Origin of the sequence: Falsiroseomonas algicola, assembly GCF_011040385.1 — a bacterium.
GTDB classification, from domain to species: Bacteria; Pseudomonadota; Alphaproteobacteria; order Acetobacterales; family Acetobacteraceae; genus Falsiroseomonas; species Falsiroseomonas algicola.
The window spans coordinates 251,127-276,958 of record NZ_JAAIKB010000002.1 but is presented as its reverse complement, the minus strand read 5'-3'; the positions used below and the strand labels follow the sequence as shown (position 1 = coordinate 276,958).

General features: G+C 71.0%; 26 protein-coding genes. 9 read left to right on the top strand and 17 right to left on the bottom strand.

The genetic code is table 11. The features are described 5' to 3' along the window. Positions 1-5: 5 nt before the first annotated feature. A complete protein-coding gene (locus G3576_RS06640; RefSeq protein ID WP_164693566.1) occupies positions 6-2,873 on the bottom strand; it encodes an FAD-dependent oxidoreductase in 2,868 nt (955 codons plus the stop codon). A 68-nt stretch (positions 2,874-2,941) separates the two neighbouring features. On the opposite strand from G3576_RS06640, the gene G3576_RS06635 reads away from it, so the two are divergent. From G3576_RS06635 to hydA, 4 genes are all read left to right on the top strand, one after another. After that, entirely contained in the window at positions 2,942-3,853 is a 912-nt protein-coding gene (locus G3576_RS06635; protein WP_164693565.1) for a dihydrodipicolinate synthase family protein, read from the top strand. A gap of 28 nt (positions 3,854-3,881) precedes the next feature. Continuing rightward, positions 3,882-4,703 (top strand): ABC transporter substrate-binding protein, encoded by an 822-nt coding sequence (locus tag G3576_RS06630; protein WP_164693564.1) that lies wholly within the window; start codon positions 3,882-3,884, stop codon positions 4,701-4,703. Between the two features lie 61 nt (positions 4,704-4,764). Then, positions 4,765-5,454, top strand: coding sequence for an amino acid ABC transporter permease (locus G3576_RS06625; protein ID WP_164693965.1), 690 nt, complete (start codon positions 4,765-4,767; stop codon positions 5,452-5,454). Positions 5,455-5,464: 10 nt separating this feature from the next. After that, positions 5,465-6,931 carry a dihydropyrimidinase gene (gene hydA / locus G3576_RS06620; RefSeq protein WP_164693563.1) on the top strand — a complete coding sequence of 489 codons (1,467 nt, stop codon included), beginning with the start codon at positions 5,465-5,467 and terminating at the stop codon, positions 6,929-6,931. A gap of 71 nt (positions 6,932-7,002) precedes the next feature. On the opposite strand, the gene G3576_RS06615 is transcribed toward hydA, so the two are convergent. The 5 genes from G3576_RS06615 to G3576_RS06595 all read right to left on the bottom strand — a co-directional run bounded on the left by G3576_RS06615 (position 7,003) and on the right by G3576_RS06595 (position 12,025). Next, positions 7,003-7,434, bottom strand: coding sequence for an NUDIX hydrolase (locus tag G3576_RS06615; RefSeq protein ID WP_207622694.1), 432 nt, complete (start codon positions 7,432-7,434; stop codon positions 7,003-7,005). Positions 7,435-7,582: 148 nt separating this feature from the next. Continuing rightward, a complete protein-coding gene (locus G3576_RS06610) occupies positions 7,583-9,148 on the bottom strand; it encodes an AMP-binding protein (RefSeq protein ID WP_164693562.1) in 1,566 nt (521 codons plus the stop codon). Then, positions 9,145-9,885: an enoyl-CoA hydratase/isomerase family protein gene (locus G3576_RS06605; RefSeq protein ID WP_164693561.1), complete on the bottom strand. Its 741-nt coding sequence runs from the start codon at positions 9,883-9,885 to the stop codon at positions 9,145-9,147. Before G3576_RS06605 ends, G3576_RS06610 begins: the two co-directional genes overlap by 4 nt. Further along, the gene (locus G3576_RS06600; RefSeq protein WP_164693560.1) at positions 9,882-11,063 is read right to left on the bottom strand and encodes a CaiB/BaiF CoA transferase family protein; all 1,182 of its coding nucleotides are present in this window, start codon (positions 11,061-11,063) and stop codon (positions 9,882-9,884) included. The genes G3576_RS06605 and G3576_RS06600 overlap by 4 nt, the downstream gene beginning before the upstream one ends. Next, positions 11,060-12,025, bottom strand: coding sequence for an NAD(P)H-dependent flavin oxidoreductase (locus G3576_RS06595; RefSeq protein ID WP_207622693.1), 966 nt, complete (start codon positions 12,023-12,025; stop codon positions 11,060-11,062). Before G3576_RS06595 ends, G3576_RS06600 begins: the two co-directional genes overlap by 4 nt. 88 nt (positions 12,026-12,113) lie before the next feature. Between G3576_RS06595 and G3576_RS06590 the strand changes: the two genes are divergently transcribed. Further along, positions 12,114-13,067 carry a Bug family tripartite tricarboxylate transporter substrate binding protein gene (locus G3576_RS06590; protein ID WP_164693559.1) on the top strand — a complete coding sequence of 318 codons (954 nt, stop codon included), beginning with the start codon at positions 12,114-12,116 and terminating at the stop codon, positions 13,065-13,067. A 67-nt stretch (positions 13,068-13,134) separates the two neighbouring features. Here the strand turns inward: G3576_RS06590 and G3576_RS06585 are convergent, their stop codons facing one another. From G3576_RS06585 to G3576_RS06555, 7 genes are read right to left on the bottom strand one after another with little or no spacing between them, the layout of a single operon-like run. Then, on the bottom strand, positions 13,135-13,758 hold the full coding sequence (locus G3576_RS06585; RefSeq protein ID WP_164693558.1) for a carboxymuconolactone decarboxylase family protein: 624 nt from the start codon (positions 13,756-13,758) through the stop codon (positions 13,135-13,137). After that, complete coding sequence (locus G3576_RS06580; RefSeq protein WP_164693557.1) at positions 13,755-14,657, bottom strand: amino acid ABC transporter permease; 903 nt, start codon at positions 14,655-14,657, stop codon at positions 13,755-13,757. Before G3576_RS06580 ends, G3576_RS06585 begins: the two co-directional genes overlap by 4 nt. Continuing rightward, positions 14,657-15,502, bottom strand: coding sequence for a transporter substrate-binding domain-containing protein (locus G3576_RS06575; RefSeq protein WP_164693556.1), 846 nt, complete (start codon positions 15,500-15,502; stop codon positions 14,657-14,659). The genes G3576_RS06580 and G3576_RS06575 overlap by 1 nt, the downstream gene beginning before the upstream one ends. 24 nt (positions 15,503-15,526) lie before the next feature. Further along, positions 15,527-16,339 carry an amino acid ABC transporter permease gene (locus tag G3576_RS06570; protein ID WP_207622692.1) on the bottom strand — a complete coding sequence of 271 codons (813 nt, stop codon included), beginning with the start codon at positions 16,337-16,339 and terminating at the stop codon, positions 15,527-15,529. After that, a complete protein-coding gene (locus G3576_RS06565) occupies positions 16,336-16,947 on the bottom strand; it encodes a phosphohydrolase (protein ID WP_164693555.1) in 612 nt (203 codons plus the stop codon). Before G3576_RS06565 ends, G3576_RS06570 begins: the two co-directional genes overlap by 4 nt. Positions 16,948-16,955: 8 nt before the next feature. After that, positions 16,956-17,939, bottom strand: a complete 984-nt coding sequence (locus G3576_RS06560) for an isopenicillin N synthase family dioxygenase (protein ID WP_207622691.1) — start codon at positions 17,937-17,939, stop codon at positions 16,956-16,958. A 22-nt stretch (positions 17,940-17,961) separates the two neighbouring features. Beyond that, positions 17,962-19,125, bottom strand: a complete 1,164-nt coding sequence (locus tag G3576_RS06555; protein WP_164693554.1) for an NAD(P)/FAD-dependent oxidoreductase — start codon at positions 19,123-19,125, stop codon at positions 17,962-17,964. A gap of 2 nt (positions 19,126-19,127) precedes the next feature. Between G3576_RS06555 and G3576_RS06550 the strand changes: the two genes are divergently transcribed. Continuing rightward, a complete protein-coding gene (locus tag G3576_RS06550) occupies positions 19,128-19,916 on the top strand; it encodes a creatininase family protein (protein ID WP_164693553.1) in 789 nt (262 codons plus the stop codon). Here the strand turns inward: G3576_RS06550 and G3576_RS06545 are convergent. Continuing rightward, positions 19,901-20,293, bottom strand: a complete 393-nt coding sequence (locus G3576_RS06545) for a Rid family hydrolase (RefSeq protein ID WP_164693552.1) — start codon at positions 20,291-20,293, stop codon at positions 19,901-19,903. The genes G3576_RS06550 and G3576_RS06545 overlap by 16 nt on opposite strands. Further along, positions 20,290-21,090, bottom strand: coding sequence for a transporter substrate-binding domain-containing protein (locus G3576_RS06540; protein WP_164693551.1), 801 nt, complete (start codon positions 21,088-21,090; stop codon positions 20,290-20,292). Before G3576_RS06540 ends, G3576_RS06545 begins: the two co-directional genes overlap by 4 nt. A 106-nt stretch (positions 21,091-21,196) precedes the next feature. Between G3576_RS06540 and G3576_RS06535 the strand changes: the two genes are divergently transcribed. Beyond that, positions 21,197-21,961 (top strand): amino acid ABC transporter permease, encoded by a 765-nt coding sequence (locus tag G3576_RS06535; RefSeq protein ID WP_164693550.1) that lies wholly within the window; start codon positions 21,197-21,199, stop codon positions 21,959-21,961. 111 nt (positions 21,962-22,072) lie between these two features. Here the strand turns inward: G3576_RS06535 and G3576_RS06530 are convergent, their stop codons facing one another. Then, positions 22,073-23,038, bottom strand: coding sequence for a Bug family tripartite tricarboxylate transporter substrate binding protein (locus G3576_RS06530; protein WP_164693549.1), 966 nt, complete (start codon positions 23,036-23,038; stop codon positions 22,073-22,075). 92 nt (positions 23,039-23,130) lie between these two features. Here G3576_RS06530 and G3576_RS06525 point away from each other — a divergent pair, with 92 nt between their 5' ends. Then, positions 23,131-24,042 (top strand): ABC transporter substrate-binding protein, encoded by a 912-nt coding sequence (locus G3576_RS06525; protein ID WP_164693548.1) that lies wholly within the window; start codon positions 23,131-23,133, stop codon positions 24,040-24,042. Further along, a complete protein-coding gene (locus G3576_RS06520) occupies positions 24,042-25,001 on the top strand; it encodes an ABC transporter substrate-binding protein (RefSeq protein WP_164693547.1) in 960 nt (319 codons plus the stop codon). Before G3576_RS06525 ends, G3576_RS06520 begins: the two co-directional genes overlap by 1 nt. On the opposite strand, the gene G3576_RS32520 is transcribed toward G3576_RS06520, so the two are convergent. Continuing rightward, positions 25,002-25,754 carry an IclR family transcriptional regulator gene (locus tag G3576_RS32520; protein ID WP_164693546.1) on the bottom strand — a complete coding sequence of 251 codons (753 nt, stop codon included), beginning with the start codon at positions 25,752-25,754 and terminating at the stop codon, positions 25,002-25,004. It abuts the gene before it with no gap. Between the last annotated feature and the right edge of the window lie 78 nt (positions 25,755-25,832).

Genomic DNA, 25,832 nt, shown 5'->3' with positions numbered 1-25,832 from the left:
ACAATTCAGAAACGGTTGGGGGAGAAGACCCGGGGCGCGGCGCCGCGGCCGCGGATGCCATCGGCCACGAGTTGCCCGACAACGGGACCGAGCGTCCAGCCATTGAAGGTGACGGCGTGGTGCAGCCCGGGCACGCGGGCATCGGCACCGATGATGGGGCCGGGTAGCTGGACGTTCACCCCCGTCCAGGCGCGGATGACATGCAGCCCCGCCAGCGCCGGCAGCACGGTGCGCGCGACGTAGAGGTTGCCCTCGATCGAGGCGCGGAGGTTGCGCGGCCGGCCGGCGCTGTCCGTCACGCCAGGCCAGGCGCCGCCGATCACCAGGTGTCCCGCATCGCCCTGCTTGACGGAGAGATGGCGGCCGGAATGCAGCACCAGGTGGCGCATGATCTCGCCGCCCGCAGCCTCAGTCGCCATCACCTGCTGCACGGCCGCCTTCACGGGGATGGGCGCGCCCAGCATGGCGCCGAGCTGCGCGGCCCAGGGGCCGGTCGCGTTCACCACATGGCCGGCGCGGATGCGAAGGCCATCGGCGGTGTCGGCGGTGAAGTCCGTGCCGTCGCGCTCGATCGCCGCGATGGCGGTGGAGGCGCGGAGGCGCGCGCCGGCCCGCGTCGCGGCGCGCATCAGCACGGAGAGGCCGCGCAGCGGGTCCATCTGGCCCTCATCCGGGCAGAAGGCGGCGCCCGCGAAACCGGGCGCGAGGTAGGGCGCCATGGCGTAGAGCTCGTTCGGGCCGAGCATGTCGGAGGCGACGCCGAACTGGCGCTCCATCGCGACCTTGTCGGTCAGCGCCCGCATCTGCTCGGCCGTCTCGGCCAGCATGATGCCGCCTTCGGTCCGGATGCCGAGATGTTCGCCGGAGTCGGCGGCGATGGCGCGCCAGAGGCGGATGCTCTCCGGGCCGATGGCGAGGACCTGCGCCGCCGCGCTCTCCGGCCCCTCCGCTGCGCCGGCGCTGTCATAGGCGTGGAGCTGGACATGGAGGCTGCCGGCATTGGCGGTGGTCGCGCCCTGGCCGGGCTCCGCGCGTTCCACGACCAGCACGTCGAGGCCATCCCGCGCGCAGGCCAGCGCGGTGGAGAGGCCGAGGGCGCCGCCGCCGACGACCAGCACGTCGCAGCTCAGCGTCTCGCCGGTCGGCGGCTTGCGGGTCGCAGGGGCGGTGGGGCCGGGATCGGCGGAGGGGCCCTCGCTCCATTCCGGCTTCTCCATGGCGAGTGCGATGGCGGGCACGGGCTTGAGCGGCGCGCGGGGGGCGGCGAAGCCCGCTTCCTCCGAGGCGCCGACCAGGCGGGCGACCGTCGCGCCGCACATGCGGCCCTGGCAGCGGCCCATGCCGGCGCGCGTCGCCTTCTTCACCGCCCCCAGCGAGCAGGCGCCCTCGGCCTTGGCGGCACGCAGCGTGCCGGCCGTCACTTCCTCACACCGGCAGACCAGCGTGGAGTCGGCGATGGCGGTGACATCGAAGGCGGGCACGGCGAAGAAGCGCCAGAGCGCATCCTGGAAATCGACGGCGCGGGCAAGGGCGCGGCGGGAGGCAGTGTCCTCCGGGACATCGGGCAGCAGGTCCCGCGCAGCGGCGAGCCCAGCGAGGCGGCCGCGGGAGAGCGCGATGCGCGATCCGCCGATCTGCGCGCCATCGCCGATGGCGAAGACGGTGGGGAGGCTGGTGCGGCCGTCGTCATCCGTGACCGTTTCCAGCCGTCCCAGGCCAGAATCGGTGAAGCGATGGGCGCAGCCGAGCGCGCGGGCCAGGCCGGTCTCTGGCTGGAAGCCGAGGTTGAGGGCCAGCGCATCGGCCTCGATGGTGATCTCGCCGCCGGGGGTGGCGGCGCGGAGGCGGGCGAAACGCCCCTCCCCTTCCGCGGCGACGGGCGTGGCGCCCCAGATCAGGGGCACGCCGGCGCGCTTCAGGGTCGCGAGGTAGCGGGCGCCATCCCAGGCAAGGTCCGGCGCCTTCGCGGCGAGGCGGAGCGCCTGGCGCCAGGCGCAGAAACCGGGCTTCGGCGCGGCTTCCAGCACCGCCGCGACCTTCACGCGGCCCTCCACCAATTCGCAGGCGAGTTGGAGGTTCAGCGGGCCGTTGCCGGCGATCACCACGCGCTCCCCGGGCGAGACGCGGTTGGCACGGGCCAGGGTCTGCAGGCAGCCCGTCGTCATCACGCCAGGCAAGGTCCAGCCCGGAATCGGCACGGGGCGTTCATGCGCACCGGCGGCGATCACCAGGCGGCGCGGGCGGAACAGCACGTTGCGGCCTTCCACCAGCGCGGCGACCTCGTTGTCGGAGAAGCCTCCCCAGACGGTGGCGCCGAAATGGAAGGTCACGCCGGCGGCCTTCGCGCGGTCCCGCAGCGCGTCACCCTGGCGGAACTGGCGGTCCGGGGCAGCGTGCCTGTGGCTCTTGGCCAGCGGCTTGAGGTACTGGCCACCGGGGGCATCACGCTCATCGAGGGCGATGACGCTGGCGCCGGCTTCCGCCGCGGCGATGGCGGCGGCGAGGCCCGCGGGGCCGGCGCCGACCACCAGCAGGTCGCAGCCGCGCTGCTCCGCCTGATGCTCGGCCACAGGGGCCAGCGGCGCGGGGCGTTCGGGGGCGGCGCGCTCCACGCGCATGCCGGGCTCCACCTTCGCCAGGCAGGCGCGCTGGTTGGCGCGGCCATCGATGGTGACGAGGCAGTCGAAGCAGGCACCCATGCCGCAATGCAGCCCGCGCGGCGCGCCGGATGCCGTATACCGCAACACCATCTCGCCAGCGGCCGAGAGCGCGGCCGCGACGGTTTCCCCGGGCAGCGCGGGAATCGGGCGGCCGTCGAAGGTGATGCCCACGGCTTCGGCAGCGGGCGGGATGTCCGGATGGGTCAGGCGCATGGAGTGGGCTTGATGCTTTCGCGGAAACTGGGCTGGATGGCGCCCACTTGAGACATGGGAGTCATTCGATGGCCGGCGAGCCTTTTCGCGGCTGCTACACCGTCCTGATCACGCCCTTCACGGAAGATGGCAGCGCCGTCGATGTCAAGGCGCTGGAGCGGCTGGTGGAATTCCAGATCCGCGAAGGTATACGCGGCCTGATCCCGCTGGGCTCCACGGGCGAGTTCCTTTCCGTCTCGCCCGATGAACGCACGCAGATCGTCGAGACGGTGGTGAAGACCGCGCGCGGCCGCGTGCCCGTGCTGATCGGCACGGGCGCCGAGGATACGCGGGAAGTCGTGCGCACCTCCAAGGAAGCGGAAGCGCTCGGCGCCGATGGCGTGATGATCATCCCGCCCTTCTATTCCGTGCCGACCTTGCCGGAGCTGATGCACCACTACGACACGGTGGCGAAGGCGATCGGCATTCCCATCATGGTCTACAACAACCCCGCCACGGCGAATGTGGACATGACGGCCGCGATGCTGGCCGAGATCTCCCGCATCCCGAACTGCAAGTATGTGAAGGAGAGCACGCTGGAAGTGACCCGCGTGCGCGACATCGTCGATCTCTGCGGCGACCGGATGGAGGTCTTCGCCGGCGTGCTCGGCTATGAAAGCGCCTGGCTCGGCGCCATCGGCTGGGTCGCGGTGTGCAGCAACCTCGCGCCGAAGCTGAGCACGGACATGTTCCATGCCGCCGCCTTCGACAAGGACATGGACAAGGCGCTGCCCCTCTATCGGAAGCTGATGCCGCTGCTGCCCTTCGTCGGCGGCCCGCGCTACGTCAGCGGCACCAAGATGGGTTTCAAGCTGATGGGCATGGGCATGGGCGATCCGCGCCCGCCGCGGCTGCCGCTGCCGGGGGCCGATACCGCCGCCCTGTCGGCCGTGCTGCAGAAGATGGGCCTGCTTTCCGAGGGCGCCCGCCAGGCCGCCTGAATCGACCGTTCAAACAGGGAGAACTCACATGCGTCGCCTTCTTCTCGCCGCGGCCCTCGCCGCCTTCGCGACACCCGCCTTCGCCCAGACCCCGGCCTGCACGCCGCGCGTCGCCGACAGCGAACTCATCAAGCCGCGCACGCTGGTGATGTCGATCAACCCGACGCTGCGGCCGCTGCAATATGTCGATGCCCAGGGCCAGCTGCAGGGCCTGCGCTTTGAGTTGGGCGTGGAGATCGCGCGCCGGCTCTGCCTGACGCCGGAATGGGTGCGGATCGAGTTCAGCGCCATGATCCCGGGCCTGGCCGCGCGGCGCTGGGACATGATCAACACCGGCACCTTCTACACGGAGGAGCGCGCGCGCATCATGCAGATGCTGCGCTACGAGAACCAGGCGATCGCGATCAGCGCCGCGCGTGGCAACCCGCTCAACATCCGCAGCGTCGATGACCTGGCCGGCCGCACCATCGGCGTGGAGCTTGGCGGCTTCGAGGAAGCGCGTACGCGCCAGATCAGCACGGAACTGCAGGCCAAGGGCCTCCGCCCGCTGAACATCCGCACCTTCGACAATTTCGCGGTCGCCTTCCAGGCGCTGCGCGCGGGCCAGGTGGAGGCGGTGACGAATGTCGACGCCGTGGCCGCCGAATACGACCAGCGCGGCGAATTCTCCCGCGTGCTGAACGGCCTCTATCCCAGCCCGGCCAGCTTGAACTTCCGCAGCCGCGTGCTGGCGAACGAAGTGGCGAAGGTGATGACGGAGATGCGCGCGGATGGCTGGTATGACCGGCTGTTCGACCGCTACGGCGCCAGCAAGTGGACCGGCGCTTTCGAGATCGTCGGCCCGAACTGAGAACTGCCCCCGGCCCCGCGTCCCGCGGGGCCGGCTTCACTGAACAGCAGGGAGCCTTCCCATCCATATCTGGTCCTGGTCGGGTTTCCTCGACTACCTCTTCAATGCCTATCTCCTGGAAGGCGCGGTCACGACGCTGTGGCTGACCGCGGCCTCCCTCTTCTTCGGCCTGCTGCTCGGCGTGCTGATCGCCCTGATGCGCCTGTCCGGCAACAAGGTGCTGGCGGCCATCGCGGGCTTCTATTGCTGGATCTTCCGCGGCACGCCGCTGCTGGTGCAGCTGCTGATCATCTATACGGGCCTGCCGCTTTTCGGCATCCGCTTCAGCGTGACGACGGCGGCGCTGCTGGGCCTTGCGCTGAACGAGGCCGCCTATCTCAGCGAGATCGTGCGATCGGGCATCTCCGCCGTCAGCGCGGGGCAGCGGGAGGCGGGCCTCGCGCTCGGCCTGTCCCGCATGCAGGTCTTCCGCACCATCACCTGGCCGCAGGCCTTCCGCATCATCATCCCGCCGCTCGGCAACAGCGTGAACGGGCTGCTCAAGACCACCTCCGTCGCCAGCGTGATCTCCATGGAGGAGTTGCTGCGGCGGACGCAGATCCTGATCCAGGAGAAGTTCCTGGTGCTGGAACTCTTCATCGCCGCCGCCTGCTGGTACCTGGTGATGACCACGGCCTGGGAACTGGTGCAGCGGCAGCTCGAGAAACGCTACGGCCGCGGCTATGCCGGCCATGCAGCAGACCGACGATAGGAGGTTCACGATGAGCACCTACGACATCGCCATCCGTGGCGGCCAGGTCGCCACCAGCTTCGGCGTCACGCGCTGCGACATCGGCATCAGGGATGGCCGCATCGCCGCGATCGCGGAGAGCATCTCGGACGCCGCGCAGGTGATCGACGCCGGCGGGCTGCTGGTGCTGCCCGGCGGCGTGGACAGCCACTGCCACATCGAGGAGACGTCGCGCGGCGGCTACACGATGAGCGACGGCGAGCCGCAGGTCACGGTGAATGAGGAAAGCTTCGTCACCGCCTCCGCCAGCGCCTTCGCCGGCGGCACCACCAGCGTCGTCTGCTTCATCCCGCAATGGAAGGGCTTCGGCGTCTGGGAACGCTACGTCGATGCCCGCAAGCGCGGCGAGACGGGCATGCTCGACTTCGCCTTCCACCAGATCATCAGCGACCCGACCGACACCGTCCTGAAGGACGAGGTGCCGAAGCTGGTGGCGGAGGGGGTGCGCAGCCTCAAGGTCTTCCTGACCTATGAGCCGCTCCATCTGAGCGACGCCGAATACATCAAGGTGCTGCTGACGGCCCGCGAGCATGGCTGCCTCGTCACCGTCCATTGCGAGAACTACGACGCCATCGGCTGGCGCACCCGCGCGCTGCTGGATGCCGGGCTGACCGGGCCGAAATATCATGCCTGGTCGCGGCCGCGCGTCGTCGAACGGGAGGCGACGCATCGCGCCATCGCGCTGGCGGAACTCGTGGACCAGCCGATCCAGGTCTTCCACGTCTCCTGCGAGGATGCGGCGGAGGAGATCGCCCGCGCCCAGGCGCGCGGCGTGAAGGTGTGGGGCGAGACCTGCCCGCAATACGTGACGCTGACCGCCGCCGACATGGACCGGCCGGGCTTCGAGGGCGCGAAGTTCATGTGCTCGCCCTCCCCCCGCGACACGGCGGAGCATGCGCGGATCTGGGAGATGATCCGGCGCGGCACGCTCGACGTCGTCTCCTCCGACCATTGCGGCTTCAGCTACGAAGGCACGAAGGGCAAGGGTTCCTCCGGCCGCGATGCGAGCTTCGAGAAGATCCCGAACGGCATCCCGGGCCTGGCGGCGCGGCTACCGATCATCTTCAGCGAGGGCGTCTCCAAGGGCCGCATCTCCATCGAGAAATTCGTGGAGCTGACGAGCACCAACCCGGCGCGGCTGATGGGGCTCTATCCGCGCAAGGGCGCGATCCAGCCGGGCGCGGATGCGGACCTCGCACTCTGGGATCCGAAGAAGAAGGTCACGATCACCAACGCGCTGATGCAGCACGCCATCGACTACACGCCCTATGAGGGGCTGGAAGTGACGGGCTGGCCGGTGACGACGATCCGGCGGGGCGAGGTGGTGATGCGGGACGGCAAGGTGCAGGCGGAGCCGGGGACCGGGCGCTTCCTGCCGCGCGGGCCCTACGACATGGTGAAGCCGCGGGGGATCACGCCGGAAGGGTTCGGGGCGTAGGCAGAAGACGGGGGAGCGCTGCTCCCCCGTGCCCCCTCGCCAGGGTCCAGGGGGACCCTGGACCGCCGGATTTACGGGGCGGCGAGGCTGCGCAGGAGCCTGGCGAGGTCGGGCTCCAGGACAAGCGCCGCCGCGGCTTCGGGGCGGAACAGGCGGCGTTCGCGCTGGTGGCGCTCCGGCCACTCCGCCAGCAGGCGGGTCACGCGGTAGCGGAAGACCAGCACCTCGCAGGGCAGCAGCACGCCATTCGCCTTGCGCTTGTCATAGGCGTAGGTGCCGAGCGGGTCGGGATCGGCCTCCCCCTCCAGCCCCGCCTCCTCGAAGGCCTCCCGCGCCGCGCTGACATGCGGCGCCTCACCAGGTTCGACCCAGCCCTTGGGGACCACCCAGCGGCGCGTCTCCCGGCTGGTCACCAGTACCACGCGCAGATCGCCCGGGGCGCCCGTCAACGGCACGGCCGCGCATTGGCGACGCAGATCGCCCGCGGCCCTGCCGCCCATCATCACGCCATCCGGCATCGCCAGCCCCGTTCCCCAACCAGGCCGGGGGTGAACCCCGTTGATTTCACATGGAGAATCATGGGCCCCTTGTGAAGGGCGGATTAACGGGATGGCGCGCTTTAGGTATACAAGGGGCAAATTCATGCAGATGTCACGAAGCCAGCCCCAGCGCCTCCAGCGCATGGGCGCGCAGCTTCACCTTCTGCACCTTGCCGCTGGCCGTCATGCCGATGGCCTCGAAATCCTTCACGATGCGGAGGTGCCGGGGCAGGCGGAAATTCGCGACCTGGGGCTTGAGCCAGGCGAGGAGATCCGCGGCCTCGATGCTGGCGCCATCGCGCAGCTGCACGAAGGCGGCGCAGACCTCGCCCAGACGCGCATCGGGCACGCCGACCACCTGGGCCATGGCGACGGCGGGGTGGGAGGAGAGGACTTCCTCGACCTCGGCGGGGGCCACATTCTCCCCACCCACGCGGATCACGTCCTTGATGCGGCCCACCATGCGAAGCCGGCCATCGCCGTCGAGGGTGCCGAGGTCGCCGGTGCGGAGGAAACCGTCGGGGGTGAAGGCCTTGGCCGTGTTGTCGGGGTCATTGAGGTAACCCTTCATGACGGACCAGCCCTTCACCTGGATCTCCCCGGCGGTGCCGGGCGGCAGGGGGGCGAAACTCTCGGGGTGGGCGATCCGGACCTGCAACCCTTCATGCGGCACGGCGCCGCCGGCGATGCGGGCGGCGACGGGCTCGCGGTGGTCAGAGAGAGCGACATTGGGCGACGCCTCGCTGAGGCCATAGGCCCAGCAGAGGTCACGAACGCCCATCTCCTCCACGATGCGGCGCATCGTCTCCGGCCCCGCCGCGGCCCAACCACCGCGAAGGTGGATGCGGGCGCGGTCGAAGGCGGGATGGGCGAGCATGAGCTGGAAGATCGCGTCATTGCCGGAGGTGACGGTGCAGCGCTCGCGCTCCAGCAGGGCCAGCGCCTCGCCCGCCTCGAAGGTCGGGGGCGTGACGAGGGTGGCGCCGGTGACGAGGCAGACGAGGAGCGAGAGGGTCGAGCCCGCGACGTGGAAGAAGGGGCGGCAGTTGAGGTAGCGATCCGCCGCGCCGACGCCGAGTTTCGCGGCGCAGACGGTGGCGTTGCGGAGCATGTTGTGATGCGTCAGCAGCACGCCCTTGGGATGCGCCGTGGTGCCGGAGGTGTATTGCACGAGCAGCGGATCGTCCGCCGCGACTAGCGCGATGGCAGCGTTCAGCGCCGCTTCGGGTGCCTGCTGCGCGCGGAACACGTCCCAGGATTCCTCGCCGCTGACGATGATGTGGGCGAGGTCGGGGAGTTCCGGCGCCACCTGGCGCACCGCCGCGGCGAAATCGATGCCGAGGAAGGTCCCAGACAGCAGCACGGCCTTGCAGCGCGCGCGGGACAGCGCGAAGGCGATCTCCGGCGCCTTGAACCGCGTGTTGATGGGCACGGTCACGGCGCCGATGAGTGCGCAGGCGTAGAAGCTGCTGACCCAGCGCGCATCGTTGGCCATGAGGAGGCCCACGAAGTCGCCCTTGCCGATGCCGCGTGCCAGCAGGCTGCGGGCGATGGCGCGCGCCTCGTCGCGCAGTTGCGCCTGGGTCAGGCGCGCGTCGCGGGCGACCACGGCCTCCGCGTCGCCGCGATCCCTTGCGTTGGCGTCGAGGAAGTCGGCGAGGCGCTTCGTCCAGCTCATGAGCCGAAGCCTGCCATGGTCTTGCGCCACTCCGCGGCGGCCAGGCTTTCCTCGATCGCCAGCAGTTCTGTCGCGAGGGCACCGCGCGGGTCGCGTTCCAGCCCCTCATCGATGCTGCGCTTGGCCAAAGCGAGGCCGGTGGCAGGCGCCTTCAGGATGGTCGCGGTGATGTCCGCGAGTGCGGCCTCCAGCGCTTCGGGCGGGAGGAGGCGCGTGACGAAACCGGCGGCCAGCGCTTCCTCCGCCGTCAGGGTGCGGCCGGTGAACATCATGTCCTTGGCCAAGCGCTTGCCGAGGATGCGGGGGAGCCGCTGCGTCGCGCCCACCGTGCCCCACAGCGCCTCGGGCGTGCGGAAGCTGGCCTTGGGGGTGGCGATGATGAAGTCGCAGGCGCCGGCAATCTCGACGCCGGAACCGATGGCGGGCGCTTCCACCACGGCGATGGAGGGCATGGGCAGGCGCTCGATCAGGTCATACGCCAGGAAGCCCTTCACGCGGCGGGCGCGGACGGCGTCGTCGCTCATGCCCTGCCGCTCCTTGAGGTCCGCGCCGGCGCAGAAGACGGGGCCATTGGCGCGGATGACGACCAGCTTCGCAGCCTCCGCCATCGCGCGACGGCAGGCGGCGGCGAGCGCTTCCGCGAGGGCCGTGTTCAGCGCGTTGCGGGCGGCGGGGCGGTTTAGCGTCAGCGTCACCAGGCCATCGGCCGCGTCGTAGAGCAGGACGGCATCGGTCATAGGGCGGATTCCTCGCGCAGCGCGGCGATGCGGGCGGCGTCATAGCCGAGTTCGGAGAGGATGGCGTCGGTATCGGCGCCGAGCGCGGGGGCGGGGCGTGGCGCGGGGTCGTCGAAGCCGTCGAAGCGGAAGGGCAGGCGGAGCGCGGGGTGCGTCGCCTCGCCATGCGCGACATCGGCGATGCAGCCACGAGCCTGGACATGCGGGTCGGCGACGACCTCGTCGAGCGCGAGCACGGGGCCGTTCGGAACGTCGACGGCATCCAGCGCGGCAACCGCCTCCGCGCGGGTCATCGCCTCCATCGCCGTCGTCATCGCGGCCATCACCCGGTCGCGCTGCGCCAGGCGGCCGGCATTCGTGCCCAGCGCGGGATCGGCCAACAATTCCTGCAGGCCGAGCGCAGTGCAGAGCGGCGCCCAATGTTGGTCGCTGGCGGTGATGTGCAGGAAGCGGCCGTCGCGGCAGCGGAAGCTGGCGGTCGGCACGCGGCCCGGATGCTCCGTGCCGAGGCGCGGCGGCACCTCGTTCAACGCAAACAGCCGCGCGGCCGCGATGGTCAGCAGCGCGACCTGGCCGTCCAGCATGCTGAAATCGACATGCGCGCCCTGCCCCGTCGCATCCCGCCCGCGCAGTGCCGCGAGCAGCCCGATCGCGACCCACAAGCCGGAGGTCAGGTCGGCGACGGGAAGACCCGGTTTCACCGGGCCGCCGCCACGCTCGCCCGTCAGGCTCATCAGCCCGCCCATGGCCTGGAAGACCGTGTCGTAGCCCTTGCGCTTCGCATAGGGACCGGTCTGGCCGAAGCCGGTGCAGGAGAGATAGACGAGGCGCGGGTTGACCTCCTTCAGCGAGGCGTAGTCGAGCCCCCGCCGCTTCAGCGCGCCGGTCGGGAAATTCTCGACGACGACATCCGCGCGCGCGGCGAGGTCGCGGATCACCTGGCGCCCGCCTTCCTTGCGCATGTCCACCGTGATGCTGCGCTTGGCGCGGTTGCAGGCGAGGTAGTAGCCGCTGACGCCGAAGTCGAAGAAGGGCTCGAAGCTTCGCGTCTCGTCGCCGGCGCCGGGCTGTTCCACCTTGATGACCTCGGCGCCCATCTCCGCCAGCAGCATGGTGGCGAAGGGGCAGGCGAGGACGCGGGAGAGGTCGAGGATGCGCACCCCTTCCAGCGGCTTCATGGCGAGGCCCCCGCCAGGCGGAGGCGCATCGCCTCGGCCTCCTGCACCAGGCGGCCCATCAGTTCCTCCGCGCCCGGGATGTCGTCGATCAGCCCTGCGGATTGGCCGGCCTCCGTCTTGCCGTTGGCGACGTCACCGTCCAGCGCGGCGTCCTTCAGGGTGCGGGACTTGAACATCTCGTCCAGCGTCTCCTTCGTCGCCCCCGCGCGCTCCGCGGCGGCCATGGCGGCGGAGAAGTCGTTGCGGAGCTGGCGGATGGGCAGGCCCTGCTTGCCGACCAGGGCGGTGTCGGCGATGCCGGCCTTGAGCACCGCCTGCTTGTAGGCGTCGTGGACCGTCGCCTCCCGCGTCATGAGGAAGCGGGTGCCGAGCTGCGCGCCCTCCGCGCCCAGGGCGAAGACCGCGCAGATGCCGGCGCCATCCGCGATGCCGCCGGCGGCGATGACGGGGATGGTGACGGCCTTCACCACGGCGCGGACCAGCACGAGCGTCGAGACCTCATGCGGCGGCGGGTGGCCGCCGGCCTCCCCGCCCACGACGATCAGGGCGTCCACGCCGGCCGCTTCCGCCTTCACGGCGTGTTCGGGCGCGGCGACGACGTGCAGCCACTTCGCGCCGAGGCGCTGGAAGCGCTCGACATGGCCGCGCGGGCCGCCCTGGCTGCCGATCATCACCGGCACCCGCTCCGCCGCCGCGATGTCGAGGAACTCGGCCGATCGCTTGTTGTAGAGCGGCACGTTGACGGCGAAGGGGGCGTCGGTGCCGGCGCGGACGGTGCGGATGGCGGCGACCAGGTCATCGGGCCGCATCGGCCCCGCCGCAATCACGCCGAGCCCGCCCGCCCGGCTGACCGCCAGCGCCAGGGCGGGGCTCGAAGACGCCCAGCTCATGCCGCCCTGGATGATCGGATGGCGGATGCCAAGCAGGCGCGGCAGGCGGGATCGGAACCCCATGCGGTCCATCGGGCGAGGTCTTTCCGGTAGGCTCTTGTGGGTTTCGGCGATATTGGTTGATATTGTCAACCGTCAGGGAGGAACGCCAATGATGCGCATGACCCGCCGAGCCTTGGTGGCTGCCGCCGCCACCCTGCCCTTGCCTGCCCTGGCGCAGGCGCCCTGGCCCAGCCGGACCATCCGCTTCATCGTGCCCTTCGCCCCCGGCGGCCCGGTGGAGGTGCCGGCGCGCTTCCTGGCGGACCACCTCGGCCGCGCGCTGGGCCAGACCGTGCTGGTGGAGACGCGGCCTGGCGCGGGCGGCTCGATCGGGGCGCGGGAGGTGGTGGCGACGAACGATCCGCACACGCTGCTGGTCTCGACCTCCGGTGTCGCCATCGCGCCGGCGCTGATGCGGAATCCGGGCTACGACCCGCTGGGCGACCTGGTCCCGATCACGGTGATCAGCGACGCGCCGATGGTGATCATGACGCGGCCGGACCATCCGATCCGGGACTTGGCGGACCTGGTCGCGCGCGCGAAGGCGCGGCCGGATGGCATCACCTATGGCACCTCCGGCGTCGGATCGACCACGCATATGGGCGGCGCGCTGTTTGCCACCCGGGCGGGGATCGAACTGCTGCACGTGCCCTATCGCGGCGCGGCGCAGGCGACGACGGCGCTGCTGTCCGGCGACACGGATCTGGTGGTGGCGGGCACGATCGATGCGCTGCCGCATCTGCGGGACGGGCGGCTGCGCGCGCTCGGCATCACCAGCGGGGAACGCAGCGCCGCGCTACCGAACGTGCCGAGCCTGTCGGAGGTGGTGCCAGGCTTCGACCTCTTCATCTGGTACGCGATGTTCGGGCCGCGCGGCACGCCGCCGGCCGTCGTGGACCGGCTGGTCGCGGAGATGGCGCCGCTGGCGCGGGGCAACATCCTGGCCACGCGCATGGAGGAAAGCGGCGCCAAGCTGCTGCTGGACGGGCCCGCGCGGCTGGCGGAGCGGATGCGGGTGGAAGTGCCGCAGTGGCGGGAGGTCGCGACGCGGGCGCGCATCAGCGCGGAGTGAGGAACAGGGCGGGTGGCCCCCCCTCACCCAACCCTCTCCCCCCGTCGGGGGGAGAGGGCTTCAAGCGTCAGTGGTGTTCCCAATCGTCGAGTGAATCGGTGTTGGGCGGCGAGGTGCCGAGGATGTCCCCGGCCGTCGTGACGCCGAGGCCGTTCAGCAGGCGGTTGGAGTAGTTGAAGTAGGCGCAGACCTGGTTGGCCTCCAGGATCTCCCCGTCATTGGCGCCCGCCTCCCGCAACGCGGCGATGTCGGCCTCCACCATGCCCTGCGGGTCGAGCGTCAGCTTGCGGACGTAGCGCAGCAGGGCGAGTTCCTTGCCGTCGAAGACGCGTTCCGGCTGGGCCGCGGCGAAGGCCTTGTAGATGGCACCGGCGCGGGCCTCGTCCTTCAGCAGCCGCGACAGGCCGGCGAAGTGGTGCGCCACGGAATAGTCGCAGCGGTTCGACAGGCTGGTGTAGACGGCCAGGCATTCCAGGAACCAGACGGGCATGGAATTGCCGGTGTGGTGCAGGACGGATTTGTAGAGCGCGCTGTGCCCTTCCATCGTGTGCGGCCGCAGGCTGTGGGCGCGCATCACGTTGTCGATCTTGCCGCCCGGGCCCTTCACGCGGTCATAGAGCGTCCGCAGGTAGCCCTCGCTTTCGTCGTAGGGCACCAGGCGGATCCAGGCGGGGTTGGTCTCGTCGGTCATGTGGTCCTCTGGGCGAAGCGCCGTTCCAGCCGCGCGGCGGCGGCGGAGAGCAGGGCGCAGATGATGAAGTAGAAGAGCGCGACGATGAGCCAGGTCTCGAAGACCCGGTTCGTCGTGGCGGCGACCTCGGCGCCCAGGAAGCTCAGATCCTGGATGGAGACGAGGGAGATGATGGAGCTGTCCTTCACCAGGCTGATCCCCTGCCCCGCCAGCGGCGGCACCACGCGCGCCACGGCCTGGGGCAGGATCACCAGGCGGAACAGCCGGAGGCGCGAGAGGCCGAGCGCCTGCCCGGCCTCCCACTGCCCGCGCGGCAGGGACTGGATGCCGGCGCGCACGATCTCCGCGACATAGGCGCCCTCGAAAAGGCCGAGGCAGAGGATGGCGGCGATGACACCGGCCGCCTGCTGGGGCGGGCCGAAGAACCAGCCAATCAGGCGCAGCGTCTCCGCGTCCTGCCGCCGGATCCAGTCCTCGATGCCGAGCGCGGGGACAATCTGCGCGGTGACGAAGAAGTAGAAGACGAAGATGAAGACCAGGGGCGGGATGTTGCGGATGGTCTCGACATAGGCGCCGGCGATGAGGCGCGGCAGCAGCGCCGTCGCGCTGCGCGCGATGCCCATCAGCGTGCCGACCACGGCGGCGACGATCGCCGCCCAGAAGGAGACGCGGAGCGTCGTCATCACGCCCTGCAGCAGCAGGTTCGCGACCCAGGCGCCGGAGGCATCCTGCCGCGCCACGAAGCCCAGCACGGGGCCGAAGTTCCAGCGATAGTCCAGCGCCGCGCCGGCGCGCCAGGCGAGGAAGCCCAGCGCGCCGACGACGATCGCCAGCAGGGCAGCGTCCAGCAGGCCGAAGCGCGGGGTGCCCCGCGCGAAAGGACCTCCTGGACGGTTCATTAGCCCGGGACCTGGTCCCGCCATTCGCGGTTCTGGAACCAGTAGGCCTGGCGTTCCTCCAGGAAGCCGTCGAGCTGGCGCGACGCGATCCAGTTGTTGAGGAAGTTCAGCGCATCCGGGTCGCCCTTGCGCACCGCCATGCTGTCGATCTGGCGGGCGAGCGGCTGCGGGAAGGGGCTGAACAACGCGGCCTCATTCTCCAGCACCGCGAAGCGCGGGCGGGGCATGGAGCCGACCATGCCATGGGCGCGGCCGTTCACGACTTCCAGGATGGATTGCGCATCGTCGTCGAACTGCCGGAAAGTCGCGCGGGGGAAGAGGCGCTGCGCGGCGGCCAGCGCCGAGGTGCCGCGGCGGCCGCTGATGGTGACGTTGGGGCGGTTCCAGGCCTCCATCGTGACCATGCCCTCCGCCAGGCGCTTGCTGGCGGCGAGGTCCACGCCGGAGGCGGAGTAGGAATTGGTGAAGTTGGCGGAGAGGTTGCGCGCCGCCGTCACCGTCATGCCGCCAATGATCATGTCGAAGCGCCCGGCCAGCAGCGCGGGGACGATGCCGTCCCAGGCGGTGGGGACGAATTCCGGCCGCACGCCCATATCCTGCGCCAGGCGCGTCGCGACGTCGATCTCGTAGCCGATGAGCTCCCCCGCGCGGTTGCGGAAGGCCCAGGGCACGAAGGTGGACATGCCGACGCGCAGCGTGTTGCGGCGCTTGATCTCCTCGATCACCGAGGACGCGGCCAGCGCGGCGCGGGCATCGGCGCCCTGTGCCTGCGCCGTGCCGGTGATGGACACCGCGGCGCCGGCCGCGGCGGCGGGGGCCAGGAAGCGTCTCGTGATCCAACCCATCGTCTCTCTCCTTCTTGGTGTCGTTCAGGCGGCGGTGCCGCGCAGCCGGCGTTCCAGCCCCTGCACGGCGAGCGACAGCGTGACCGTGACGCATAGATAGAGCGCGGCGACGGTCAACCAGATCTCGAAGGTCATGAAGGTGTCGCTGATGACGTTCCGGCCTTCATTGGTCAGGTCGAAGATGGCGATGACGCTGACGATGGCGGAGTGCTTGATCAGCGACACGCCGAGCCCGGCGAGCGGCGGCAGGATCACGCGCAAGGCCTGGGGCAGCACCACCAGGCGATAGGCCTGGGCGCGGGAAAGACCCAGCGTCCATGCGGCTTCCCATTGCCCGAGGCGCACGGCCTGGATCCCACCCCGAAAGATCTCGGCGGCGAAGGCGCCTTCGAAGATCGCCAGCGCCAGCACGCCGGCCCAGAAGCGGTCCATGCCGAGGATCGGGGCCAGGATGAAATAGACGATGTAGAGCTGCACCAGCAGCGGCGTGTTGCGGATGGCCTCGACATAGGCGAGCACGATCCAGCGCCCGGCGATGGAGCCCGAGAGCCGCAGGATCGCGGCGCCGAGGCCGATGATGATGGTCAGCAGCAGCGCGATGGCGCTGATCTCCAGCGTGACGACCAGGCCCATCAGCAGGGGGCCGGGGAAGAACTCGCCCTCGAAGACCTGGAACAGGTATCGCGGCACGCGCTGCCATTGCCAGTTGTAGCCCATGCCCGCCGCGCCGGAGACGACCAGCCAGACCAGCGCCCCGGCAAAGAGCGCGAATTGGGCGAGGTCGAGCAGGGCGCGGCGGCGGCCCTGCCATCGCGCCGCGGCGGGCGGCGGCCTCACGGCAGGTGCAGGCGCCGTGGCGGGCGCGCCAGGATGCGCGCGACCATGGGGGCGAAGACGGAGAGCGGCGCCTCCGGCAGGCCGGCGGCGATGGTGGTGATGTCGTAGCGCTCCACGAACTCCGCCGTGGCGGCGAAGTGTTGGTGGCCGCGCCAGCGTTCGCGGGCATCCGGGTCCACCGCCTCATCCGGATGGTCGTGGCAGTGATGGGCCTGGAAGATCTGGTGGCGTTCCAGGATCCAGCGGCTGGCCTCGCTGACATAGGGCGCCAGCATGGCGGCGGCGAAGGCGCCGTGGCTGGTCGGGCAGATGGTGAAGCCGACATCGTGGAAGAGGGTGACGACGACGTATTCCTCGTCCCGCCCATCCTGCAGCGCCGCCGTCGCGGCCTGCAGGCTGTGACGGTAGTTGTTCACCTGGTAGCCGAAGCCGGGATCGGCGGCGGTCGATTCCAGCAGGCGCAGCGCATGGGCGGCCTGCTGCCCGGCATCGAAGACCCGGCGCTGGCGAGCCAGCAGGTCCCAATCGGCGCGCTGGAAGGCATCGAGGCTCGGGGCCTCGACATAGCGCCAATCCGGCTGAAGCAGGGGGGAACGGTCCGCCGCCATCGCCAGGGTCAGCCCGTCGGCGCCCGGTAGCGGAAGGCCTTGTCGAAGCGGCCCACCACCCATTCCCCGCAGGCCACGGGCGCGTGCTTCGCCTGCGTGGGATCGTCCAGCAGGTCGCGCGGATCGACCACGGTGTGGAAGCCGGGATCGTAGAAGACGGCGAGGCTCTGGCGCGCGCGGCCGGAGGTGTTCACCACGCGATGCGGGTTGGAATGGAAGCGGTCATTCGTCCAGCGATGCATGAGGTCGCCGATATTGACGACGAAGGTGCCCTCGATGGGATGCGCCATGACCCATTCGCCCGCGGCGTTCAGCACCTGCAGCCCGCCGGTATTGTCCTGGTAGAGGAAGGTCAGCCCGCCGTAATCCGTGTGGGGCGCGACGCCGAACTGGTCCTGGCCGAGGTCGGGCGGCTGCGGCGGGTACCAGATGAGCGATCCGCGCGCCAAGGGACGGGCGAAGCGTTCCGCGAAGAAGCCGGCATCGCGGCCGAGGCTCAAGGCGAGCCCGCGCAGCACGGATTGGCCGAGCCCGAGCACCGCCTCGTAATAGGGATAGACGGTGTCGCGCAGCGCGGGCAGCGCTTCGGGCCACTGGTTCGGGCCCATCAGCGGCGTGCCGGCGGCGACCTCCGGATCATCCTCCGGCAATTCGAGGCCGAAGACGAAGCTTTCCTTCAGATCGACCTTGGCGCCCGTATACATCTTCGCGCCGCCATGGCCGATCCAGCCGCGGTGGCGCTTGTTCACCTTCACCGCGGCCTTCGCCTCCTCCGGCAGGGCGAAGAAGTCCCGTGCGCGGGCGAAGACGCTGTCGATCAGCGCCTGGGGAATGCCGTGGTTGGCGACGTAGAAGAAGCCGATGCGCTCGCTGGCCTCCCGCATGGCGCGGCCAGCGGCGGCGCTGGCTGCGGGGTCGCCCGCCACCAGGCCGGCGATGTCGATGACGGGGATCTCGCTGACGGCGATCGGCTTCGCGGTCGCATAGGACATGGTGACTCTCCTCTGCGGCGCATCATCCGTCGGAAGCGGCGTGGCCGCCAGCCCAGAGCGCGAGTTCCTCGCGCGTCACGTGTCCCTCCACCGCCGCCGCGAGGCCCAACGCCATCAGCGGCGCCAGCTTGAAGCCATGGCCGGAACAGGCGCTGGCGAGCGTCACGCCGGGGGCGACGGGGCGCAGCACGAAACGGTCCCCCGGCGCCATGGTGTAGAGGCAGTGGCGCGCCGCGATCAGGCGGTAGCGGTCGAAGCCCGCGATGGCGCGGGCGCCGGCATCCAGCAGCGCGGCGACGCGCGAGGCCCGGGGCGGATCGCGCGGTGCGGTGGGATCGACGGTGAGGGAGGTGTCGTAATCCCCGATCTTGAGCCGCGTGCCCGCCCGAGGCGGCAGCACATAGACGCCGCCGGTCGGGTGCCCAGGCAGCCGGCAGAGCAGCATCGGCGCCTCCTCCCACAACCCTGGCGGCGGTCCCAGATAGGCCACGGTTTGCAGAGACGCCCGCAGCCCGAAGCGCCGCGCGGCCTCCGGCAGCAGGGTCAGCACGCCAGCGCCGGCGGCGACGATCGTGGCGTCGGCGGCGACGCGCGTGCCATCCGCCAGCACCGGACCGCCTTCGGGGCAGGCGGCGACATGGGTGTGGGAGCGGAGGTCGGCGCCGAGGCGGGGCAGCAGCCGCACCAGATCCATCAGGATGGGGGCGGCCAGCAGCATCCCCGATCCCCCCACTTCCATGGCGCGGATGACGCCATCGGGGTTGAGGACGGGGATGGAGGCGGGGTCGAGTTCCGTGAAGGGCAGGCCGTGGCAGGCCTGGGTGCGGGCGACGGCGCCCTGCCAGGGCGTCTCCTCCCGCAGCGCATAGATGGCCCGCGTCGGCACCAGGCGGTCCTGGCCGGTCTCCGCGAAGATCGCCCGCCAGGCGGCGAAGGCGGCCGGCATCATGGCGGCGTAGCCTTCCATGGTGCCGTAGGCGTGACGGATGATGCGCCCCTCATCGGCGGAGGAACTGGCGGGGTTGGGGATCAGGCCGCCATCGAGGACGGTCACCCGGTGGCCGCGTCGCGCCAGCGCCCAGGCGGTGGTCAGGCCCAGGATGCCGGCACCGACCACCGCGATGCGCAGCGGGCGGTCCGTGCGATCCTGCGGGGGTGCCGCGATTCGGCGTGTCAGGGAGTCCATGGATGCGTCTCGACCGGATGAGCGTCTCGGCGCTGGAGGCGCGCTTCGCCGCGGGCCAGCGGGGCATCATCCTCCCGCTCGGCAGCCTGGAACAGCATGGCGCGCCGGGGCTGCTGGGGACGGATGCGATCTGCGCGCAGGCGGTGGCGGATGGCGCGGCGGCGCGGGCGGATGGCGTCAGCGCGCCGGTGCTGGCCTATGGCCAGGCGCAGTTCCATCTGGGGCGGGCGGGGACGGCGAGCCTGCGGCCCTCCACGCTGATGGCCGTGCTGGTGGATGTCATGACCAGCCTGGCGCTGGGCGGCTTCACCCGGGTACTGTTGCTGACCGGCCATGGCGGGAACATCGCGCCGGCGCAGGCCGCGGTGCAGGAGGTGATGGCGGAGGTATCGATGGGGCGCCTCGCGCTGCCCGCGCCGCTCACCGTCAAGCTGCGGGCGTGGTGGGAGGGGCCGCGTCTCATCGGGCTGCGGCGGGCGTTGTACGGGGACCGAGAGGGCTTCCATGCGACGCCGTCCGAGGTCGCGATCGCCATGGCGCTGCACCCGGAGGCGGCGCCGGAAGGCTGGCCCACCTTCCGCCCCCTGCCCGCCGACCCGCTGCATGATGCCGGCGGCGACCGGCATCTGGACGCGGCGCGCCACCGCGCGATGTTCCCGGATGGGCTGATCGGCAGCGATCCGTCGCTGGCCCGGGCCGAGCATGGCCACGCGCTGCTGGAGGCCGCGACCGCCGATGTGGCGGAGGTCTTCGCGGCGTTCCAGGCGGCGCCGGATCATGCGGCGCGGTAGGCGGTCGCCTCCACCTCCACCGTGATCCCCGGGGCGAAGAAGCTGCTCATGTAGATCCAGCCGAGCGCAGGGCGGATAGTGGAGAAAACCTCCCCATGCGCGCGGCCGCTTTCCTTCCAATGCTCGGGATCGACGACGTAGATGCGGGTCTTCACCACATCGGCCATCGTCATGCCCACGGCCTCCAGGCTTTCCCGGATGATGTCGAGGCAGAGGAGCGTCTGGCGGTAGACATCGCCGGCGTGCAGCACCGTGCCATCCGGCGCGCAGGGGCTGCAGAGCGCCGTCTCCGCATAGGGCCCCACGCGCACCGCCCGGCTGTAGCCGCAGGCGACCTCCCAGGGCCGGTCGGTGGCGTGAGATTGCCGAGGGCTCACCCCTGCGACACGCCCCAGCGCGTGTTGATCTCCTCGAAGAAGCCGCTGGCGGTGCGGATGGTGATCCAGGCGTTGAGGAAGTTCGTGAACACCATGTCGTTGACCGGCGCCAGGAAGGCCATCGGGATCGGGTTGCGCGGCGTGTTCTGGAAGATGGCGACGAGGTCCGGGTATTCCTTCGTGAGGAAGGCGGCCTCGATCAGGGAGGACATGGTCGCGTCCACCCGGTTGCCGAGCAGTTCCTGCCAGTCCCGCGCCGGGCTTTCCACGCGACGCAGCGTGGCGCCGGGCAGCGCGGACTGCACCCAGGTCTCCATGGTGGTGCCGAGGTTCACGCCGATGGTGACGTTGCGCTGGTTCAGCGCGTCCCAATTGGCGAAGCGGTTGGCATCGCGCCGGCGGACCAGCGGCACGAAGGCGTTGCGGCCCCAGGGGATGGTGAAGCTGGCGGCCATGGCGCGGGGGACGGACATGGAGGTGCCGGTGAAGACCACGTCATACTGGTCCGCCTGCAGCCCGTTGATGAGCGTGCGCCAATCCGTCGCGATGAATTCCGCGCGCACGTTCATGTCGCGGGCCAGCTGGTTGCCGGCATCGATCTGGTGGCCGCGATACTCCCGGCTGGCGGGGTCGCGGAAGCTCATCGGGTTGAAGTCGCCCGTCGTGCCGAAGCGGATGCGGCCCGAGGACTGGATGGCCTGGAGGCGGGAGGCCCCGGCCGCCTGGGCGCTGGCCTGGCCGGGCATCGCCACGGCAGCGGCGGCCGCGGCAGCGGCGGGGAGGAAGCGGCGTTGCATGGGGGGTCTCCTGAGCAGCAAGCGGGCTTGCTTTGAAAGATGAGGGTGCGACAACGGTTGGCCAGGTGCAACGGGTGCGCCGGGATTCGATGGGACACCGCATCGCATGAAACTCCAGGCGCGCGCCACCATCCTTCTGCTCGTCGCCCTGCCCCTGCTCGCGGGTTGCGGGGGGAATTGGGGTTGGCACGTCGTCGATCCCCGGGATTCCCGCGGCCAGGCCAACCTCTCCTTCATGCTGTCGGGCTTCTGGGCGACGGTCTCGCTCAGCCTGGCGACCATGCTGCTGTCGGTGCTGCTGGGCCTGGCCGTCGCGATGATGGGCATGGCGCGGTACCGCGTTCTGCGCTGGACCAACCGCGCCTATGTGGAGCTTTTCCGCGCCATCCCGATCCTGGTGATGATCCTCTGGGTCTTCTACGGGCTGCCGGTGGTGCTCGACATCAGGCTCGACGTCTTCGTCGCCGCGATGCTGGCGATCGCGATCTGCGATAGCGCCTTCGAGGCGGAGATCTTCCGCGCCGGCATCCAGTCCGTGGAACAGGGGCAGCGGGAGGCGGCGATGGCGCTCGGCCTGTCGCCCTGGCAGCGCATGCGCTTCGTCATCCTGCCGCAGGCAATCCGCCGCGTGCTGCCGCCGATTGCCAACCAGTTCATCTACGTCGTGAAGATGTCCTCGCTGGCCAGCGTCATCGGCTACCAGGAGCTGACGCGGAAGGCGAATGAGCTGGTGGTCACGGTGTTCCGGCCGCTGGAGCTCTACACCATCCTCATCCTGGAATACCTGGTGCTGATCCTGCTGATCTCCTTCGCGGTGCGCTGGCTGGAGAAGAAGATGGGCGCCGACCAGGGCGTGCGGCGGGTTGGGTGATGATGGCGGCGCCTCGTCAGTAGCGGCTGGCGCGACCCCCACCCCAACCCTCCCCCGCAAGCGCGGGGGAGGGAGTCCATCAGCGCCATCGAAGACCGGCGCTTCGCAGGGCTACTTGTCCACCGCATCCGCGGCGATGATCATCGGCCGCCAGAGTGCGATCTGGTCGGCGACGAAGCGCGGGAAGTCGGCAGCCGCCATCGGGGCGTAGTAGTTGCCGATGGTGGCGAATTGCGCGGTGGTGGCGGCGCGCGCGCAGATCTCGGCCAGGCCGCGTTGCAGGCGATCCGCGATGGCGGGCGGCAGGCCGGCGGGCGCGCTCAGCCCGTGCCAGTTCTTGATGACCAGGTCATGGCCCAGCTCGCGGAAGGTCGGCAGGTCCGGCGCGGCGGGGATGCGATCCTCCGCGGCGACGGCAAGGCCCACCAATTGCCCGGCGGCGATGGCGGGCAGGCTGCTCACGATGCCCTCGAAGTTCAGCTTCACCACGCCCGTCGTCAGGTCGATGCGCAGCGGCCCCGCCCCGCGATAGGGCACATGCACCATGTCGATCCCGGCGCGGAGGCAGAAATTCACCCCCGTGATGTGCCCGATGCTGCCGATGCCGGAGGAGCCGAAATTGATCGTCCCCGGTGCCGCCTTCGCCTTCGCCACCAGCTCCGCCAGGCTGCGCACGCCGAGCGAGGGATGCGCCACCGCGCCGCCGAAGGTGCTGCCGAGATAGGCGACATGGGAGAAATCGCGCAGCGCGTCGTAGGTGATGCGCGGGAACATCGTCGGCGCGATGGTGAAGGGCGCGTTGTTGGACAGCAGGAAGGCGTGACCGTCCGCGGGTTCGCGCTTCAGCGCCTCCGCCGCCAGCATGCCGCCGGCGCCGGGCCGGTTATCCACGACGAAGGACTGGCCGAACATCTCCGCCATCTGCGGCGCGATGACGCGGGCGACGAAGTCGCTCGACCCGCCCGGCGGGAAGGAGATCAGGATGCGCACCGGGCGTGCTGGCCAGGCGGGCTGGGCGTAGGCCGGCGCGGCGAGAGTCGCGGCTGCGGCACCCAGAAGGACCCTGCGGCTGGTCATCGGCACGGCTCCGTCGCGTTCGGTATGGGCCTTGCATGCCAGTCCCGTGCCACGCCTTCCCTCCCCCGATGACGAGGTCCCGAAGACCGCTCATGCCGCGCCTGTCCCTGCTGCTGAATGCCGGCTTCTCGGGCCCCCAGGCCTGGCTGCTGCTGGCCATCCGGCGGGGCTATCTCGGCGATGTCGCGCTGGACCTCAGGCCGGGGACCGGCGCCTGGAACGCGGCGCCGGGGCTGGTCGCGGGCGGGCATGACCTCGCCTATGGCGACGTCCATTCCTTGATGGCGGTGGCCGCGCGGCAACCGGCGGTGGCACCGATCGGCTTCTTCGCCGTGCACACTGCCTCCCCCTGCGCCATCGCGGTGCCGGCGGCGGGGCCGGTGGCGGGCCCTGGCGACCTGCCGGGGCGGCGGGTCGTCGGCCATGCCTCCGACGTCGCGCGGCATCTCTTCCCCGCCTATGCGGCGGCCTGTGGCCTCGATCCCGCCAGCGTCGAGGTGCCGGTGGCGGAGGGGCCGATGGCGGCGCTCATCGGCCGGATGCAGGCCGGGGAGGCTGCTGGGCTCTTCGGCTATGTCAGCACCATCACCGCGGCCATCGGGGCGGAGGCCACGCGGGCGCTGCGCTTCCTGCGCTACGACGCCGCGCTGCCGGACAGCCTGGGGAGCGTCGTCATGGCCTCCCGGCGCGTCGTGGCGCAGCAGCCGGAGGCGCTGCGGGCTCTCGCCGCCGGCTTCGCGCGCGGTCTGCGGGAAGCGATCGCGGAGCCGGAGGCCGCGATGGAGGCCGTGCTGTCCTTCGCCCCCGCCGCCAACGCCGCCGCGGAGCGCCTGCGCTGGGAGACGACACTGGCCGTGGAGATGGCCGGCCCCGCCGCGCCGCGGCCGGGTGGCGTCGATCACGGACGCCTGGCCCGGTCCTGCGCCGGATTCGCGCGCAGCCTCGGCCTGGCGCCGCCCGATCCCGCCCGCCTCTTCACCGATCGCTTCCTGGGAGACGCCTGATGCGACGCCTCCGCATTCGCCTAAATGCCGGCTTCTCCGGCCCCCATGCCGGCTTCCTGCTGGCGGAGGAGATGGGGCTGCTGGCGCAGGCCGGGATCACGGCGGAATGGCAGCCCGGGAATGGCGCGGCCGCCGTCATCGCCGACATGGCGGAGGATGTCTGCGACCTCGCCTATGGCGACCTTTCCGCCCTGGTCATGCGGCTCGGCCACAGCGCGCCGGGCAGCGGGCCGCAGGCGGTGTTCATCGGCTTCAACCGCACGCCGCTGACCATCGCGGTACCCATCGCCGGCGGCGCGCGGCATCCCACGGACCTCGCGGGACGGCTGCTGACGGGCCATGCGCGGGATGCCGCGCTGCTCGCCTTCCCGGCACTGGCGCGCGTGGTCGGGCTGGATGCCAGCACGGTGCGCATCCAGCCCTCCGAGGCGACGCTCGCGGAACAGGTGCGGCAGATGATCCTCGGCGATGCCTCCGATGGCGTCTTCGGCTTTGCCAACACCATCATCGCCTCCCTGGAAGGGGCCGGGCTGAACCTGGCGGGGTCGATCCGCTTCCTCGACTACGCGCAGTGGCTGCCGGACCTCTACGGCAACGCGCTGGTGGCGTCGCGCCACCTGGTGGAGCGGGAGCCGGAGGTGCTGCGCGCCCTGGTCGATGCGGTGGCGCGCGGCTTTGCGGCGGCCGTGGCGGACCCCGATCGCGGCGTGGAGGCCGTGCGCCGCGTGGCGCCCGCCATCGACCTGCGGATCGAGACCAAGCGCTGGCGCGGCACCATCGCGCGGGAGATGGCGCATCCCGAAGGCGCGATCCTCGGCCTGGGCGATGCCCACCCCGCGCGCCTGGCGCAGGGCATCGCGCAGCTGGCCGAGGCGCTGTCCCTGCCCCGCCGGCCGGGTGCGGCGGAGGTCTTCACGCCGGACTTCCTGCCGCCGATCGAGGCCCGGCGGGGACGCTGATCACGCGGAGTCCAGCGCCGGCGACAGGCTCGCGGCCAGCGCCTTCACCGCCTCCGCCACCGGACCCGCCAGCAATTCGGGCGTGACGACGGAAACGGCCCCCCCGCAATTCAGCGCCATCACGCGAGCGCCATCCGCGGAGACGATGGGCACGCCGATCGAGTTCACGTCCGGGTGCGCGCGGCGGAGGTTCAGCACGAAGCCGTGCCGCGCATGGTTCTCGAGCGCGGCCTCGATCTCCGCCCGTGTCGCCGCATCCAGCCGCGCCAGCACGGCGCGGCGTTCCGCCGCGCCCGTGCCGGCCAGATACGCCCAGCCCAGTGCCGTGGTCGCGATGGGCAGGGTGGCGCCGACGGTGAAGGAGAGCCGCAGGATGGTCGGCGCCTCCGCCCGCGCCACGATCAGCATCATGTCGTCCTGCCGCGTGGCGAGGGACAGTTGCACGCCGAAGCGGTCCGCGATGCGCTGCATGCCGGGCTGCGCGGCTTCCGCGATGCCACCCTTGGCCAGCGCGGCATAGCCCAGCGACAGCAGGCCATAGCCAGGCCGCAGGCGCCCGGGGTCGCGCCCCGCCACAAGCACGCCCATGCCCTGCAGGGTGTGGCAGAGACGCCAGACCGTGGACTGCGCGAGCCCCGTCAGCGCCGCGATCTCCGTGGTGCCGAGCTCCGGCCGCGCCGCAGTGAAGCAGCGCAGCACGGCCACGCCGCGGGCGAGCGCGGTGACGAATTGCCGGTCCTTCTCCGCCTCCACCCTGCCCCCCGTTCCGTGATGCTGCGCCGCATGGCCAGGCCGTTGACGCCGGGCGGGCACGGCGCGAGGCTTCACCCA